This window comes from Rhodococcus oxybenzonivorans, from assembly GCF_003130705.1.
GTDB lineage: Bacteria > Actinomycetota > Actinomycetes > Mycobacteriales > Mycobacteriaceae > Rhodococcus_F > Rhodococcus_F oxybenzonivorans.
Genome location: NZ_CP021355.1, coordinates 204,320 through 219,583 on the forward strand (window position 1 = coordinate 204,320; position 15,264 = coordinate 219,583).

12 protein-coding genes and 5 pseudogenes are annotated in these 15,264 nt (G+C 63.5%); 6 read left to right on the top strand and 11 right to left on the bottom strand.

What is annotated here, in order from left to right; translation table 11 throughout:
* Positions 1 to 32 precede the first annotated feature (32 nt).
* The 3 genes from CBI38_RS31850 to CBI38_RS39565 all read right to left on the bottom strand — a co-directional run bounded on the left by CBI38_RS31850 (position 33) and on the right by CBI38_RS39565 (position 982).
* Positions 33 to 266 carry an AraC family transcriptional regulator gene (locus tag CBI38_RS31850; protein ID WP_230990393.1) on the bottom strand — a complete coding sequence of 78 codons (234 nt, stop codon included), beginning with the start codon at positions 264 to 266 and terminating at the stop codon, positions 33 to 35.
* Between the two features lie 139 nt (positions 267 to 405).
* Complete coding sequence (locus CBI38_RS39560) at positions 406 to 591, bottom strand: hypothetical protein (protein WP_230990394.1); 186 nt, start codon at positions 589 to 591, stop codon at positions 406 to 408.
* A gap of 67 nt (positions 592 to 658) precedes the next feature.
* On the bottom strand, positions 659 to 982 hold the full coding sequence (locus CBI38_RS39565; protein ID WP_230990395.1) for a hypothetical protein: 324 nt from the start codon (positions 980 to 982) through the stop codon (positions 659 to 661).
* A 6-nt stretch (positions 983 to 988) separates the two neighbouring features.
* Between CBI38_RS39565 and CBI38_RS31860 the strand changes: the two genes are divergently transcribed.
* Both CBI38_RS31860 and CBI38_RS31865 read left to right on the top strand, forming a co-directional pair.
* Positions 989 to 2,560: a hypothetical protein gene (locus CBI38_RS31860; protein WP_230990396.1), complete on the top strand. Its 1,572-nt coding sequence runs from the start codon at positions 989 to 991 to the stop codon at positions 2,558 to 2,560.
* 109 nt (positions 2,561 to 2,669) lie between these two features.
* Positions 2,670 to 3,059, top strand: a pseudogene (locus CBI38_RS31865) (IS701 family transposase); the annotation flags it as partial.
* 8 nt (positions 3,060 to 3,067) lie between these two features.
* On the opposite strand, the gene CBI38_RS31870 reads toward CBI38_RS31865, so the two are convergent.
* On the bottom strand, positions 3,068 to 4,123 hold the full coding sequence (locus CBI38_RS31870) for an IS110 family RNA-guided transposase (RefSeq protein ID WP_109335587.1): 1,056 nt from the start codon (positions 4,121 to 4,123) through the stop codon (positions 3,068 to 3,070).
* Positions 4,124 to 4,327: 204 nt separating this feature from the next.
* Here CBI38_RS31870 and CBI38_RS31875 point away from each other — a divergent pair.
* Together CBI38_RS31875 and CBI38_RS31880 are read left to right on the top strand one after the other, a co-directional pair.
* Positions 4,328 to 5,083, top strand: a pseudogene (locus CBI38_RS31875) (IS701-like element ISRhosp2 family transposase); the annotation flags it as partial.
* A gap of 483 nt (positions 5,084 to 5,566) precedes the next feature.
* A protein-coding gene (locus tag CBI38_RS31880) for an IS5 family transposase (RefSeq protein ID WP_109335588.1) occupies positions 5,567 to 6,476 on the top strand; the annotation gives its coding sequence in 2 pieces (ribosomal slippage) (positions 5,567 to 5,941 and positions 5,943 to 6,476; 909 coding nt in all).
* Here the strand turns inward: CBI38_RS31880 and CBI38_RS31885 are convergent.
* Positions 6,473 to 7,599: pseudogene (locus tag CBI38_RS31885) on the bottom strand (IS630 family transposase). The gene CBI38_RS31880 and the pseudogene CBI38_RS31885 sit on opposite strands and share 4 nt — an antisense overlap.
* A 158-nt stretch (positions 7,600 to 7,757) precedes the next feature.
* On the opposite strand from CBI38_RS31885, the gene CBI38_RS31890 reads away from it, so the two are divergent.
* A complete protein-coding gene (locus tag CBI38_RS31890) occupies positions 7,758 to 8,915 on the top strand; it encodes an IS701 family transposase (RefSeq protein WP_020476885.1) in 1,158 nt (385 codons plus the stop codon).
* A 227-nt stretch (positions 8,916 to 9,142) separates the two neighbouring features.
* Positions 9,143 to 9,456: pseudogene (locus CBI38_RS31895) on the top strand (transposase); the annotation flags it as partial.
* Between the two features lie 461 nt (positions 9,457 to 9,917).
* Here CBI38_RS31895 and CBI38_RS31900 read toward each other — a convergent pair.
* The 6 genes and pseudogenes from CBI38_RS31900 to CBI38_RS31930 all read right to left on the bottom strand — a co-directional run bounded on the left by CBI38_RS31900 (position 9,918) and on the right by CBI38_RS31930 (position 15,264).
* Positions 9,918 to 10,895, bottom strand: coding sequence for a helix-turn-helix domain-containing protein (locus tag CBI38_RS31900; protein ID WP_109335589.1), 978 nt, complete (start codon positions 10,893 to 10,895; stop codon positions 9,918 to 9,920).
* A gap of 173 nt (positions 10,896 to 11,068) precedes the next feature.
* A pseudogene (locus tag CBI38_RS31905) lies at positions 11,069 to 11,377 on the bottom strand (4-hydroxyphenylacetate 3-hydroxylase N-terminal domain-containing protein); the annotation flags it as partial.
* 14 nt (positions 11,378 to 11,391) lie between these two features.
* Positions 11,392 to 11,517, bottom strand: coding sequence for a hypothetical protein (locus CBI38_RS40180; protein ID WP_257792499.1), 126 nt, complete (start codon positions 11,515 to 11,517; stop codon positions 11,392 to 11,394).
* Positions 11,518 to 12,136: 619 nt separating this feature from the next.
* Positions 12,137 to 13,207: an alcohol dehydrogenase catalytic domain-containing protein gene (locus tag CBI38_RS31920; RefSeq protein WP_109335590.1), complete on the bottom strand. Its 1,071-nt coding sequence runs from the start codon at positions 13,205 to 13,207 to the stop codon at positions 12,137 to 12,139.
* 30 nt (positions 13,208 to 13,237) lie between these two features.
* A complete protein-coding gene (locus CBI38_RS31925; RefSeq protein ID WP_162603336.1) occupies positions 13,238 to 14,206 on the bottom strand; it encodes a 2Fe-2S iron-sulfur cluster binding domain-containing protein in 969 nt (322 codons plus the stop codon).
* Between the two features lie 20 nt (positions 14,207 to 14,226).
* Positions 14,227 to 15,264: an aromatic/alkene monooxygenase hydroxylase subunit beta gene (locus CBI38_RS31930; protein WP_109335592.1), complete on the bottom strand. Its 1,038-nt coding sequence runs from the start codon at positions 15,262 to 15,264 to the stop codon at positions 14,227 to 14,229.

Below are 15,264 nucleotides of genomic sequence, written 5' to 3' on the forward strand. Positions count from 1 at the left end.
CGGCGCTCGGCGGATCGACTTTCACGCCTCGATCATCGGTGTTGTTCGCGGTACCGGCTCGGACTGATGCCGTGGGTCGCTGTGAATGCCCCGCTGAAGACCGACAGATCGACGAACCCGAACTGGGTTGCGATGTCGGTTAGGGATCGGGGGGGTGTTACGTGGGGCCACCATCGCCTGGCGGCAGGCCTCGAGTCGGTGTTCACGAATCGTGGCGGCGGCGGTGGCGTCGAAGCCGATGCTTGTCCTGCCGAGAGTGTGGCCATGGCATTTTCTCCTAGTCAATAGCCGTGTAGGTGTGTGGATCCGGGACTTGTCGGGAACTTCGGGGGCATTGCCGCGGGCCGTAGCGCACTGCGCCGGGCGGGTGCGCTGACCACGCGGGTGCGCGGGGGAAGGCTTTGTTTACGGTGTGGGGACTACCGTTTGGACCGGTGCTTCCATGGCTGCGGTGGTGAGCTGCACCGCGGTGGGGAACCTTGTGACATCGCCGCGCAGCGCGGCGTAGGGAATGTCCAGTTTCCATCCGGTGGCCCCGGCAAGGGGCTTGCCGCACAGGCCTTCGAACTGTTCTGATGGTTCGGATAGCATGACGCCGAGCTCGAGCAGCCATGCGTGGGTTTTGAGACGCTCACTCGGGGAGAGCGCGTCGTAGGCGTCACGGGCTTCGGTGAAGGCGGTGAGATCGGCCTTGGCCGCCCCCGGTGATGATGACGTTCGTGTAGAGGGTTAGTTCGTCGAAGAACTCGCCCTCTGTCGTTCGGAGCGTTCCGCTGTCTCCGGGCAGGAGGAACTCGGAGAGCGTGTCTTCGAGCTTTTTCTGCAGGGTGGCATTCCATTTGGCGCGAGCGGCGAAGGTGTGGGCTTCGATGTACTCGGTCTTGAATCCCGGTCGCAGCCCGCACCATTGCGGGATGTACCCGATCCAGTCATTGATAGCTTTGCGCCACTTACCGATCGGCTCGCCGGGCAGGACTTGCACTCCCGGGTGCGTCAGCTTCGCAACGTCTACGTCCCCGGTTTGCAGTACGCCCCGGGCCTGGTCGCCTACGTGCACCGACAGCTCGGGTTGCCGATCGCCTCGACCGCCCCGTTGGCCAGGATCACCGACCGCTTCGCTGCGGCGGTGCACCGTTTCGCCGACACCCGCCGCATCCCGTGGGTCGACTTCGTCAAGGGTCAGCGCAAGGACGATGTCATGCACGAGTATCTCGAGCATTTTGCTGCGCCCGAGGGGGTGGTGTTCATCGGACGGGCGCAGGAGAAGACCCCGTTGTTCCGCACTGAGAAACGCCGCGACGCGGACGGCAACAGCTACCCGTGGATCGTCAAAACCACCGGCATGGTCAACCATTACTACTTCTACTGCGTCGACGCGGACTTCGGACCTTTCTTCCTCAAATTCTGCTCGTACTTCCCGTACAACGCCAAACTCTGTATCAACGGCCACCATTGGGCCCAACGTCAGGCGGCGAGGGCCGGGCTCGGGTTCACCGCGCTCGACAACGCCTTCGCCGCCGTCGACGACCCCGACGCGCTGCAGGCGATCTGCGATCGGCTGACCGGTCCCCGGATCGATGCCCTGCTCCGCAAGTGGCTGGCGATTCTGCCGGATCCGTTCACCGACGCCGATCGGGACGCCGGCTACCGCTACGACCTGTCGATCCTCCAGGCGGAGTTCTCCCTGACCCAGATGCTCGACGCCCCGGTCTCGGGGCGGGTGTTCTTCGAGCAGGTCATCCGCGACAACCTCGATCTCGGTCGCCCCGATCAGGTCCAGCTGGTGTTCGACCGGCGGTTGATGCGCCGGGGGCCGCGTGCCACCCCGGGACGATTCCGCACCCGGGTGATCACCGAAGGCGTCATCCCCAGCCTGCACGTCGACTACAAGCACACCACCATAAAGCAGTACCACAAGGAGGGACGCGCCCTGCGTACCGAGACCACCATCAACGACACCCGCGATTTCCACCTCGGGAAACGACTGACACATCTGCCCGCCCTGCGGGAGATCGGCTTTCACGCCAACCGACGCCTGCTGCGCGCCGGGCGACTCAGCCACGACCCGATCACCGGCGCCGACGTCCTCGCCGCCATCACCGGCCCGGTCACCACCGCCACCGGCACCCGAGTGCCGGGCTTGCGGTTCGCCGACCAGCGCAGCCACGCCCTGCTCTCCGCGCTGCTGGTCTTCCGGCTGCACCCGAACGGTTTCACCAACAAGGACTTGCGCAACCTCACCGGCGAGCTGCGCGGACTCGACCCGGGCACGGTGTCCACCGGGCAGATGACCTACGACCTGCGCCGGCTGAAGACCCGCAACCTCATCGTCCGGATCGAGGGCACCCACCGCTACCAGGTCACCAACCACGGACTCGACACCGCGAAGTTCCTCACCTGTGTCCACGATCGGGTCCTACGCACCGGTCTGTCCGAACTCGCCGCCGGACAACCACGCCCGGCCGCCTGCGATCAGCTGCCACCGCCTACCGCATCGCCGTCGACACCCTTACCGACACAGCGCAACTCGCGGCCTGAAATATCAAGCAGTCGAACATGACCCGAACACCACAAAACTTGACTCCATAACCCGGCTACGCCGCTCTTAGCTACCTAGTACTGCAACGACAGTTTGTGACTAACGGGACTATTGTGGTAATTGATCTTGTGTGCAGTCAGAGGTGCTGGAGTGGTCAGCGGGGTTCACCGCGTTCTGTGCGCGGTTCGCCCACCGGTTTTCGCGGGTGGAGTCGCGGCGGCGGATGGCCGCGTATGTGCGCGGACTACTCGGTGAGGTCGAGCGCAAGAACGGATGGACACTGGCCGAGGCGGCCGGTGATGCGGGCCCGGAGGGCATGCAGCGGCTGCTGAACTTCTACTCCTGGGACTGCGAGGGCCTCCGCGACGACGTGCGTGAGGTCCTGGTCGAGACGATCGGTGACGCCGACAAGGGCGTGTTGATCGTCGACGAGACAGGATTTTTGAAGAAGGGCACCCGCTCGGCCGGGGTGGCCCGCCAGTACTCGGGGACCGCGGGCCGGGTCGAGAACTGCCACTTGCTCCTCTGTCAAGCAGCCGTCGCGGTGCCCATCAGTGGTCGGTCCGCGAGCATGGCGCGATAGACGACATCGGAAAGTCTGCGCTTGAGGATGCGAAGGGCTTCCATGCCACCGTCACCGCCCGCTTTGCGCCGGGCCAAGAGGGCTCGGGCGTCGGGATGGCAATGAGCCTGGGTGAGTGCGATGATATGGATCGCTGCGTTGATCCGCCGGTTCCCGGTGCGCGAGAGACGATGTCGGGCATGGTTCGACGACCACACCGGCAGCGGTGCGGTTCCGTTGTGGCGGGCGAAGGCATCCTTGGACCGGAAGCGATCGACACCGGCGGTCTCACCGAGCAGCTTCGCCGCCGTCAGTGGCCCACATCCGGGGATGGCCAGCAATGACGGTGCCAGCACCGTGGTTCGGACAGTGATCTCGGTGGTGAGTTCCTCGATCTCGGTGGTGAGTTCCTCGATCTCGAGGGTGAGGCGCCGGAGATGGTCGACGAGGCGCGTCGCCAAGTCCGACACGAGCCCCGACAACTCCGACAAGAACACCTCGATCTTGTCGTAGGCGCTGGCTCGTTCCAATCGCTTCGGCGGTGTCCAGCCAGGATCGAGTTCGTGCAGATGCCAGCGCAACCGCCCGATGATGCGGGTGCGCTCGGCGACGAGATCGTCCCTGTGATCGACCAGAAGTCGAATTTCTCGTTCCATACCCTCGAGCCGGGCTTCCGGTAGGTTCGGTTCCCGCAGGGCGGCCCGAGCCACCGCGAGCGCGTCGATCGGATCGGACTTTCCATAGGTACGAGCACCGTCACGCGCGTTCGCCATCAGCTTCGGCGGCACCCGCACGACCCGTTCACCGGCGGCCAACAGGTCCCGCTCCAGACGGCGGCTCAGGTGCCGGCAGTCCTCGATCGCCCACATGCGATCGTCGCATTGTTCTGCGCCCCATCGCAGCAGCGCCAGATGGTCCTTGCTGGCGGTGCCAGTGGTTTTCGTCGACAGCTGGCTCCCGTTCTGATCGGCGACAACGGCCGTATGGGTGCGCTTGTGCGCATCGATCCCGATGACGATCATGGTGGTATGTCTCCTGCCCTGCTAGTGGGTGGGACGGCATGGACCGGTCGATCGGCATATCCCAGTCGGGGCGACGCCACGCTCCTCTCAAGCCAGGTCGGCCGGTCCTTTTCGTGTGTCGGCCGGCCGCAGAACTGGCAGAAGCCACGAAGGCAGGTCGGATGGTAGAGCGAACCGGTCGACACGATCAATCGTGACACTGGGATCGGGGTGTTTCTCGCCTACGCCTCCGACCGGGGTCGGGCGCTGATCGATCGCGAGTTGTATCTTCCGAGGGCCTGGACCGAGGACCGCGATCGGTGCCGGGCTGCCGGGATCGGCGACGAGGTAGCTTTCGCGACGAAACCCGAACTGGCGCAGATGATGATCGAACGGGCTCTCGATGCCGGGGTGCCGTTCGGGTGGTTTACCGGCGACGAGGCCTACGGGCAGGTCGGCAAGCTCCGGCTATGGCTCGAATCCCGTGGTGTGGCCCATGTTCTCGCCGTTCCGAAGTCGCAGATGGTGATCTCGATGGAGTTGCGTCAGCGCCGAGCCCACGCCGTGATCGCCGACCTGCCAGCGACCGCGTGGCAGCGGATAAACTGCGGCGACGGCGCCCACGGACCCAGGCTCTACGACTGGGCGGTCGTAGACATTCGGCCACTGCGCGAACGGGGTTGCGGCCACTGGCTGCTGGCCCGCCGGTCGATCACCGACCCCGACGAGATTGCCTACTACATCTGCTATGGCCCCGCCGACACCGAACCCGCCGAGCTGGTCCGGGTAGCTGGCAGTCGCTGGGCGATCGAGGAGTGCTTTCAGACCACCAAGAACGAGACCGGACTCGATCACTACCAGGTGCGTGGGTACCCGGCCTGGTACCGGCACATCACCTTGTCGATGGCCGCGGCTGCCTTCCTGACGATCCTGCGCCGCGGCGCTCAAAAAGGGGATCTGAAACCGGTACCCGAGAATTAATTCCTCTGACAATCAACGAGATCCGGCGATTGTTCAACCGCGTCGCCTGTCCGGTGCGACACGCCCTCGTCCACGTCTGGCACTGGTCGAACTGGCGCCGAGCCAGCCAGGCCAGGGCCCGCGCCAGCCACTACAAACATCGACATCACAAACTGTCGTTGCAGTACTAACGGGGCTGCGCCCCAGCCCGACAAGGCATGTCGTGGTCAGCTCTCGTTTTGACGCAGGCTCACGCAGGGACTCGCGGTCAGAGTGGCCGACCGCCACCACTCGCTACGCCGATGAATGTTGACCATGACGCGAAGTGCGTATCGGCAGGTCAGGTGCGCTGTGTTTGCGCTGTGGAGCGAGCACGTTCCACGCTACGCGTTCGAAGCCGACCCGAGAACAGCGAACTTGACTTCAGATACCAGCTTCGCCGGTCCAAGATTCCTAGGGCGTGTCTCCCAATGATTTGGGGTGTTGTGCTGCAGACTCTTCGCTGTGGCAGACGTTGTTAATCGGTTTGAGGTGTTGACGGACAAGCAGTGGGCGTTGCTTGCGCTGCTGTTGCCCAGTTCGGATGGGCTGCGGGGGCGGAAGTTCCAGAACAGCCGGCTCGTGGTGGAGGGGATGCTCTACCGGCTGCGTACCGGGCTCCCGTGGCGGGATCTACCTGCGCATTTCGGCCCCTGGAAGACGGTGTGGAAACGGCACCGACGCTACGCCGGGGATGGAACGTGGGATCGGGTACTCATAGCCCTGGCGGCGATGGCCGATGCCGGTGGCGACCTGGATTGGGCGGTGTCGGTGGATTCCACCGTGGTGCGGGTGCACCAGCACGGCGCCAACGCCGCGCGTGACACAGGGGGATCTGCCGAATTACACGAATCTGCTTGACGAACCGGTCGATCACGGCATCGGCTGGTCCCGCGGCGGGCTGACCTGCAAAGTTCACCTGGCGTGCGATGGCGACGGACGTCCCTTGTCGGTGCTGGTGGGTCCTGGCCAGGCAGGCGACAGCCCGATGTTCGGCCCGCTCCTGGAGGGCATCTGCGTGCCGCGCATCGGTGGCGGCGCACCCCGCACGCGCCCGGACGAGGTCCGTGCCGACAAGGCGTACACATCCAAGGCCAATCGAGAACTGCTACGCAGCAAGGGCATCAAGGCGGTCATTCCCGAGAAGTCCGATCAGGTGGCCAACCGCAAGAACAAGGGCAGCGCGGGCGGTCGGCCACCGAACTTCGATGCCGAGTCGTACAAGGGCCGCAACGTGGTGGAAAGGGCCTTCAACAAGGCAAAACAGTGGCGAGCGGTGGCAACCCGGTATGACAAGCTTGCGCTGACTTACCGGGCTGGATTCCTTCTCGCCGGCATCGTCGAATGGCTCAAACTATTGGGAGACATGCCCTAGTGTCCCGCGTCAGAAATTCGTGAGATATATTTGGCGAGGGAATCGAGGATCTCCTCGGCGGTCTTGTGCCAGACGAACGGCTTCGGGTCGTCGTTCCAGGTTTTGACCCAGTTGCGAACGTCTTTCTCCAGTGCTGCAACGCTTTTGTGTACACCACGGCGGAGCAGCTGGTCGGTCAGGAATGCGAACCATCGCTCGACCTGATTGATCCACGAGGACCCGGTCGGGGTGAAGTGGACGTGAAAACGTGGGTGCTTGGCCAACCAGTCGCCTACTGCCGGCGTCTTGTGGGTGGCCAGGTTGTCGCAGACGAGATGCACGTCCAACTCGTCGGGGACGGCCTTGTCGATCGCGGTGAGGAACTTCTTGAACTCCACGGCCCGGTGACGTCGGTGAAGCTCGGAGATCACCGTGCCGTCGGCGATGTTGAACGCCGCGACTCCCCCAAGGACTACGTCCAGGGAGGTACCCCCAGGCTGGTGACGCCGCTGCGGACGTAGTCGTGACTGCGTCGTTCCGGCATGCCGGGCATCATCGGCAGCACCGGCTGGGAACGGTTCAAGGCCTGCATCTGGCTCTTCTCGTCCACACACAGGACGACGGCACGCTCGGGCGGATTATGGTAGAGACCAACAACATCGACGACCTTGTCCACGAACTGCGGATCCGTGGACAGCTTGAAACCGTCGGTCAGATGCGGTTTGAGTTCACACTTGCGCCAGATCCGGCCGATCGTCGACGGTGACAGGCCGGTGCGCTTGGCCATCGAGGTACGCGACCAGTGCGTCGCATTGGCCGGGGAGGTTTCCAGTGTCGCGGTAACCACGCCTTCGACCCGGTCCAGCAAGATCGAGGGCGGACGACCCGGTCGAGGTTCGTCGACCAAGCCGTCGAGGCGTCGGTCGACGAAGCGCCCGCGCCATTTGTTGACCGTGTTGGCGGATATCCCTAGGTTTGCCGCAACTTGCTTGTTTGTCATCCCCGGCTCCGCGCAGGCCAACACGATCCGCGACCTCAGTGCCAACGACTGTGGGGTTTTCGCTCGCCGCGACCATCGAACGAGTTGTTCGCGTTCGTTATCGGTCAACATCAACTCAGCCTTCGGGCGTCCGGTTCGAGGCATGCCTCAAGATATCAAGTTAAAGCACGAATTTATGGCGTACGACACTAGTACTATAGGGCTATCGGTCGGCGTGTCTGACTTGATCTTGGGGCAGCGCGGGGGATCTTGCAGTGGTGGCTGCGCGTGCTGAAAATGGTCCGGTGCTCGATCCTGATGCGGTGTCTGTTGTAGATCTGGAGGAATGGGCGTCCGAGTTCGACAAGGTTCTTACCCGCATCGAGCCGTTGTTTGTTCACGAAAACTCGCTCCGTCATGCCGGGCAGTATCTTCGGGGGCTGCTGGCGCCGATCGAGCGGAAGAACGGCTGGACCATCGCCGAGTATGTCGGGGAGAAGGAACCGAAGGCGATGCAGCGGTTCCTCAACCTTGCCTTGTGGGATGCTGACGCGCTGCGCGACCTGGTATGCGACTATGCGATCGAGCATCTCAATGACCCGCGCGGAATTCTGGTCGCCGATCCGACGGGGTTTGCGAAGAAGGGCAAGAAATCTGCTGGCGTGCAACGGCAATACTCCGGAACCCTGGGGCGTGTCGATAACTGCCAGATCGGCACCTTTCTGGCCTATGTCACCACCGGCCGCGACCGTGTCCTGATCGATCGCGAACTCTATGTGCCCGAGGACTCCTGGTTCGGTGACCCGGCTCGGTGTGCCGAAGCCGGCATCCCGGACGACCTGACGTTTGCGACCAGGCCGAAGCAGGTCATGGCCATGATCGAGCGGGCGCGGTGGAGCGAGTTGTTGTTCGAGTGGTTCACCGCCGACGAAGAGTTCGGGCAAAACCCGGGGCTGCGCGCCTACCTCGAGGAAGCCGAGATCGCCTATGTGATGGCGGTACCGAAAGACACCGCGTTCACCGACCACACCGGCCGGCAGGGCGCCATCAACCAGCGCGCCGCACGGCTCGCCGCCAACGACTGGCAGCGGCGCGCCCGCGGCATCGGCTCGAAAGGCTTCCGGGTCTACGACTGGGCGCTGATCAATTCCGACGACCCCGAGCACCAGTACATGATTCGCCGCTCGATCGATGACGGCGAACTCGCTTTCTACCATTGCTTCAATCCGCGCCGCGAAGGTTTCGGAGAGCTCGTTCGAGTCGCCGGAGCCCGCTGGCCGATCGAGGAATGCTTCGAGGCCGCCAAAGGCGGTGTCGGACTGGATGATTACCAGGTGCGGCTTTATCACGCCTGGTATCGGCACGTCACGTTGGCGATGCTCGCCCACGCATTCCTGACTGTCTGCGCCCGCAAACACAAGAACAAAAAGGGGTCGCCCGATCCGCTGCTGAAAGACCTGAAAACCCAAGATCAACAATAGCGAAGCCTGGCAGGCGGCACCCAACCGAGGCCACTGTCCGGCCCCGACGCAAGATTCCCCTCACCGTCGCCGAAATCAGACGGCTATTCAACGTCCGCCAATTGGCCAAAGACGCGATCGAGCGCGCACTGCACTGGTCATGCTTCCGACGCGAGCACCAAGCCGATGCCCGCAGACTCCACTTCAGACGCCGACTCAAGATCCAGGCATTAGCCCTGTAGTACTAGCAGGTGCACGCGGACCTGAAGAACTCCGCCCTCGCGCATCTGCCCTCGGGCCGGTTCGCCGCGAACGCCGCCTGGCTGGTCTGCGCGGTGATGGCGTTCAACCTGACCCGTGCCGCCGGCACCCTCACGGCTGACCCGAAGCTGACGAAAGCGACCACCGGCACCATCCGGCGCACCCTCGTCTCGGCCCCGCCCGCATCGCCTCCTCCGCCCGACGGCTGACGCTGCACCTACCGACCGACTGGCCGTGGGAAACACCATGGAACACACTGTTCGACAGAGCGTTCGGCCGCAATCACCCGATCATCGTCTAACGTCCGCGACACCTGCCCGCCCTCGACGCGAAAGAGCCAGTGGAACAACCCGACACGCAGGTCGGACGATCACCCACGCCCGTAACCAACTCGCTGCCGCACAACGAAACTCAGCACGGACACATCAGTCCATCGGTGTATTTAGGCTTATTCATGCCGGTGCGCGTTTGGGCTTACGCCGGCGGTTCGAAACTGGTCCGCAGGCTGCCCGTGAGCTCTTCCACTCCTTCAGGTCTACAGTATGGGTGTCGAGGGGAAGAGGAACGGCACTAAACCTTGTGAGGCTATCAGCCCCAGGGCGAGTTCTTTCGCCTGCAGTTCGATCTCCCATTCTTTGAGGCCTGCTCCGTAGCAACCCGTTTAGTTCGAAATATTGTCCGGATCGGGCTCCGCACAGAGCGCCTGGGGTGAGATGCATTGCGGCGTCTAATCGACGGTATGACATGCGCTGAGTTCGCGTATCAGTTGCCTGCGGGGAAGTGCACCATTTCTGCGGTTCTCGCGTGGGCGCCGTCTGGACGGTCGACGACATCCAGAGCGGCGTAAGAGTACTTCCCGTTCGAATATTCGCGGGGTGTGACCGCGTATCGGCGCTTGAACTCCGTAATGAAGTGGGAGGCGCTCGAATAGCCCACGGCGTGTGCAACTTCGCTCACACTGATGCCGGATCCGGTGATGAGCATGCGTCGAGCAGCGTCCAACCGCTCGGATTTGAGGAACTGGTACGGACTCACGCCGATCGTCGCACGGAAGGTATGCGCAAACGCCGACTCACTCAACCGGACCTCCCGCGCGATGTCGCTCACGGTCATCGATTCAGCGAGGTGAGACCTGATGTACTCGATCGCCGCCCGCGTAGGATCGACGTCGGACTCGCGTGAGGCAACCTCCAGCGGATCTTGGCAGCAGACGATCTGCAGAAGGCGATACACGATCTCCTGCAAACAGATCGGTGCGAGCACTCGCTCGTCCAACTCGCCATCGAGAGCTCGAAGGAACCGCAGAACAGAGTGGAGTAGTCGTGCGTCGACACTGAAGGTGCCGCTGCACTGATTGCCACTGGTACGGCCACGCCGGGCCACAGGCACCGCCGCGACATCGCTAACCAAGACATTTGTCGATATGCGGCGAATGATCGCCGCGTCGATCTGCAGAAACATCGCGAGGAAGGGATGATCGGTGGAGGCCGCGACTACGTCGACCGTGGGGCACAGACGGTCCGTGAAGACGACTCCCTCGAGGGGGCCGCAACCGTGAGCGGTGCGACCGATATCCACGGACAGCCGCCCCTGGGCGACGAGACCGAAGGTGACGCCGTGGGCCGGCCCCCACGAATACGGTCCCGGCGCATCGAACCGGCAGACGGTCAGCCCCGGCCGCACCTCCCGGGCCCCGACCCCACCTGCCCAGCAGTTCAGTTCGACGAGGAGGTCCTCCATTGGCATCGTCTGGGTCGCTGTCCACGGCTGCGCCTTTCGTCCGAAACGGCGCCGATTCGGCGCGGTCACATCCGATCCGACAAGCGGCGTGCGGCGAGCTGAATCGCCTCCCGCACCGTTGCGAATGGTGGGGCATACGAGAGATCTATCGCGGCAAGATCGTCGATGCTCATCATCGTCACGCCACAGCTGCCGGTGTCCGTGGGCATAGTCAGGGTGTCGACGTGCTCACCGGTGTGCATGGCGTCGAAAAGGTGGGCGGTCATCCAGACAGGGTTGCGGAACGCCGGATGCGTGGTGACGTCCTTCACGCGTTCTCCGTGCGGCCAGATCTCGCGGTCGTCGCGCATCGGCTCGATGTACTCGTCACCGGTCATCGGGAGCGATGCGAAGTTGGCGGTGCGGTTGGCTTCGCAGTCTGCGGCGGTGTTGACCTTCGTACGGTCGACAGCGATCTCAGGGGCAACTACGGTGGTGGTCATGGTGTTCCCTTCGGTCAGGACAACGAGGCAGCCTGGACGAGCTGCAGGTGAAGCGGAGTGAACGATGCGGCGGCGGCGAACCATCCGCTGACGGGGTCGTCGAGGCAGCCGTTCCGCGCCGTGGTGCCCGAGACGGGCACCGAGATTGGCCACAGCCGTCATAGGACTCCGAGGGCGAACACGTCAGCGTTGCCGCATGGCCGGACAGGGCGGGAGCGATCGGAGCGCCCGTGTCGATCGAGTCCGACCATCCGGGTGCGTACATACGGCATCGACATCCCCTTGACCGGTCGCATCGTGTCCATCACCGGCGGCAGGCAAGTGATCTCGACGTCGAGGCTGGCGACAATCTACCGCCCGGCACCTGTTCGACAGAACTATCGGCCGCAATTACCCGACCATCGCCCAAAACCGCGACACCTGCCCGGACTCGATTCGAATGCCCTAGTAAAACAACCCGACACGAGAGGGCGGATGATCAACCACGACCACGCGCCGTCCCATGCCGTGCACCGAGGCTCGCAGCGACTAGAGCAGTAATCGGTGTATTAGGGCTTAGCCACTCACTCTGCGGCACAGTACAGGCTCGGGTCTTGCGCCACCCTCCGAGTTTGGTCGCTCTGACGTGCCGAGAGTTCTGTCCTCCTGTTCTTCAGGGGATTCGTTGGCCGCGGTCCTGCGGCCTGATGCCGTCAAGAAAGCGCGGACCGCTATCCTGCGTTTTGTACGCGTCGGCGCCACCGTGACCGTCTGGCGCAGTTACGGCGTTATCAACGCTTTGAGGAATCCTTCTTCACGCGTGGTGAACTGTTCAGCTGCAGAGGGTAATTCGGACAGGCTTACGCGATGCGTGAGCACCGCGGTCGGGTCGATCACATTGTTTTCGATGAGCTGCATCGCATGCCGTTGAGCGGTGTGGGCATTGGCGAATCCGTTGAGCACCAACCTTAGGTTCTTGAAATGCATGTCGAAGAGCGACACCGGGTGATCGCGCTCGAGGTAGACGCCACCGCCGCTGATCGTTCCGCCGGGCCGCGCGAGAGCCACTGAGAGATCGAAAGCGTCACCACGGCCTGCAAATTCAACTACTTTGTGCACTCCGAGCCCATGTGTTGCATCGAGGACAGCCTGGATTGACGTGTCTACAGCGTCCGCGCTGGCATCCATCGGCACCGCACCGAGTACTTCGGCCCGTTTGCGGCGGAAGGGCACGGGATCGAACGCATACACCGTTGCGTTGGTGTGACGACGGATCAGGTCGAGTGCCAACAGGCCCGTGGCCCCGCAACCGACGACCGCGACGGTATCGGTCAGTTCGATCTCTGCCGCGTGTACCGCGATTGCGGCTGCGGGCAGGTTGCATGAGAGGAACGGAACGACGTCATCGGGGAGCGAGTCGGGAACGTGCTCGAGGTGGTCGTCTGCCAACGGTGACCGTACATATTCTGCGTGGCTTCCCCCCAGGTCTCCGAATGCTGTGCCGAAGCCGTAGATCGCCTTGCCTGAGGTCAGGCAATGCGCGGTCTGGCCTACCCTGCAGGACTGGCAGCGACCGCAGCTGACCGAGTAGGGAAATGTCACCCGGTCCCCGACGGCGAAGCGGTTGACGGCCGATCCGACTTCGACCACTTCGCCGCAGATCTCGTGCCCTAGAGTTGTGTGACCGGGCGCAACAAGTTCCTCGACCTCGCCGTTGTAGAGGTACAGATCGGATCCGCACATGGATGTGGTGATCATCTTGATGATGACGTCGCCTGGCTGTTCGATGCGTGGATCGGCCACCTCCTCGATCCTGACGTCCTTGGGTCCGTGGTAAACGGCTGCTCGCATGTCTGCCTCGTTTCTCGGGTAATGAGTCGCTTACCCGAAACGGTCGTAGTGGATGGTGTCGATTGATTGGCCGCCCGCACTCAGTAGCTTCAGAACTGCGTCTACCATGGGCGGCGGTCCGGCTAGGTAAATCCGCGCACCGGCGAGGCTGTCAGCATGTGTGGCGAGCGCGTCGGTGACGTAGCCGCTGGACGTTGAGACGTCCGCGGACGGAGTCGATGTGGTGGCGTGAAGGTGGCCGTCGGGCAGTCCGGCCAGGAGGTGGGCCAGTTGCGACCGACCGACCAGTTCGGTGACGGAGGTTGCGCCGTAAAAGGCCCGCACGGGACGGGGGTCGTTGGTCGCCGCCAGTTGGTGCGCAAGGGCGAGTATCGCCGACACTCCTGTGCCGCCGGCAATCAGATAGATGGGTCGCTCGTCCTGGCGTAGCCACATGTCGCCGTAGGGCAACTCGATGGGAACAACCGACCCCAGTGGCAGGGAGAAGAGACGTTCGCTACCTCGACCACCGGCGTAGCGCTTGGCGATGAACTCGACGTGACGTTCTCCGGACGTGGCCGCCATCGAATAACATCGCCGCAGATCCGGGCCGAGTTCGAGAACCGCGAATTGGCCTTCTCGGTAGTCTGCCGGCCGATCGAGCCGGAAACGGAACCGGCGGATGTCGGGAGCGAGCTCGTCCACCTGCGCCAAGTGCGCGGTGTAGTCGCCGGTGCCGAGATGAGTCCGCGGGGACTCATCGGTCCGGGTCGCCTTGACCACAAGGTCTGAGCCGGCCGCGCTTTGGCACGCCAAGATTCGTCCCCGCCTGGCGTCCCGCGGATGAATCGCTGGTGCAGTGTCGAAGAGCGTGTCCGTCTGGCCCTCGATGAGCGTGAGCTTACAAGTCCCGCACGCTCCCCAGCCGCACTCGAAGGGCAGCCAGACGCCGGAGCGCCGGGCAGCGGCGAGAATCCGTTCCCCCTCGCGGATTTCGAACTCCCCACCGCCCGGCGTCACCCGTACTCGATAGGCCGATGTCACCGTTCGTGGCCCCCGGACGGCATCCTGAGGCCGCACGCCTGCAGGTGCTGATGCTGTGCAGATGCGACGGCCTCGGTCAGGTCGACGGCCGCCATCGGCTGTGGCGCCTTCTCGAACATCTGACCGAGACTGCTGACGGCCTCGAGCATGAGCGGTTGCCATTGCCCGATCCAGCCGACGAGCACGTCCGCCAGCTGCGGGTCACGCTCGATGCAGTACTGAACGAGGGCGGCTGACCAGGTCTGACTGCGAGTGCTGTCTTCGCCGAACTCTGTGAAGAGCATCCGCAGGAACTCGTCCCCGTTCTCCCCGGCCAGAGCCGCGAGCTGCACGTTGAACACCGTGTCGAGAAGTGGCTTGATCACGAGGTTCAAGGCCGCAAAGCTTTCTCCCCAGTCGTACGCGATCAGGAGCCGTTCCAATGCCTCGCGCGCCGGCTGCCATAGGGGATCGTGTTCCCAGCTGGTCCGCGCGACGTCCGTGGATGCGAGCCGGTCCCCATGGGCGTTCGCGAGAACCTTCGTCCAGTAGGCCACGCGCTGGATACGGCGCATCTCATCCGCGGCCTGGAAGTTGGCGCAGTTGGTGATGAAAGATGATGGGGCCATCTGGCCTACGTACAGTCCCGTCATCTGCAGGATGTGCAGCGGAAAGCGTAGTGGTACGAGTAGCCGTTCGAGCGTCGCCACCCACTCCGGAGTCAGGCCCCGGGCAGACTCCCCGCGTTCGTGTTGGTCGATGAGTTTGTCGACGAACACTTCCCGCTCGTCCTGCACTGCAACGTAGTCCCTATAGGTGAGCTTGTAGGGGTCGCGGAACTGCTCCCAGTCCTCTACCTGGAATGGTGAGCCTTCCCGGTACTGCAGATACCAACCATTGAGGGGCATTCCTGCATGTTCGAACGGTTGCGGATCGCGACGGAAGTGGGTGTGGAACTTCGATGTGACGACCTCGTACGGCGTCGGCTTGCGCCGCACATCCCCCAAGAGGCTCCATGTCTTGGGTTTGGGCTTGATCCTCGTCTTGGACGCCAT

Excerpts from the sequence above, each read along its gene's own strand:
- CBI38_RS39560 (WP_230990394.1), bottom strand. The coding sequence starts at position 591 with ATGCTATCCGAACCATCAGAACAGTTCGAAGGCCTGTGCGGCAAGCCC.
- CBI38_RS31870 (WP_109335587.1), bottom strand. The coding sequence starts at position 4,123 with ATGATCGTCATCGGGATCGATGCGCACAAGCGCACCCATACGGCCGTT.
- CBI38_RS31920 (WP_109335590.1), bottom strand. The coding sequence starts at position 13,207 with ATGCGAGCAGCCGTTTACCACGGACCCAAGGACGTCAGGATCGAGGAG.
- CBI38_RS31900 (WP_109335589.1), bottom strand. The coding sequence starts at position 10,895 with ATGGAGGACCTCCTCGTCGAACTGAACTGCTGGGCAGGTGGGGTCGGG.
- CBI38_RS31930 (WP_109335592.1), bottom strand. The coding sequence starts at position 15,264 with ATGGCGTCCAAGACGAGGATCAAGCCCAAACCCAAGACATGGAGCCTC.
- CBI38_RS31850 (WP_230990393.1), bottom strand. The coding sequence starts at position 266 with ATGGCCACACTCTCGGCAGGACAAGCATCGGCTTCGACGCCACCGCCG.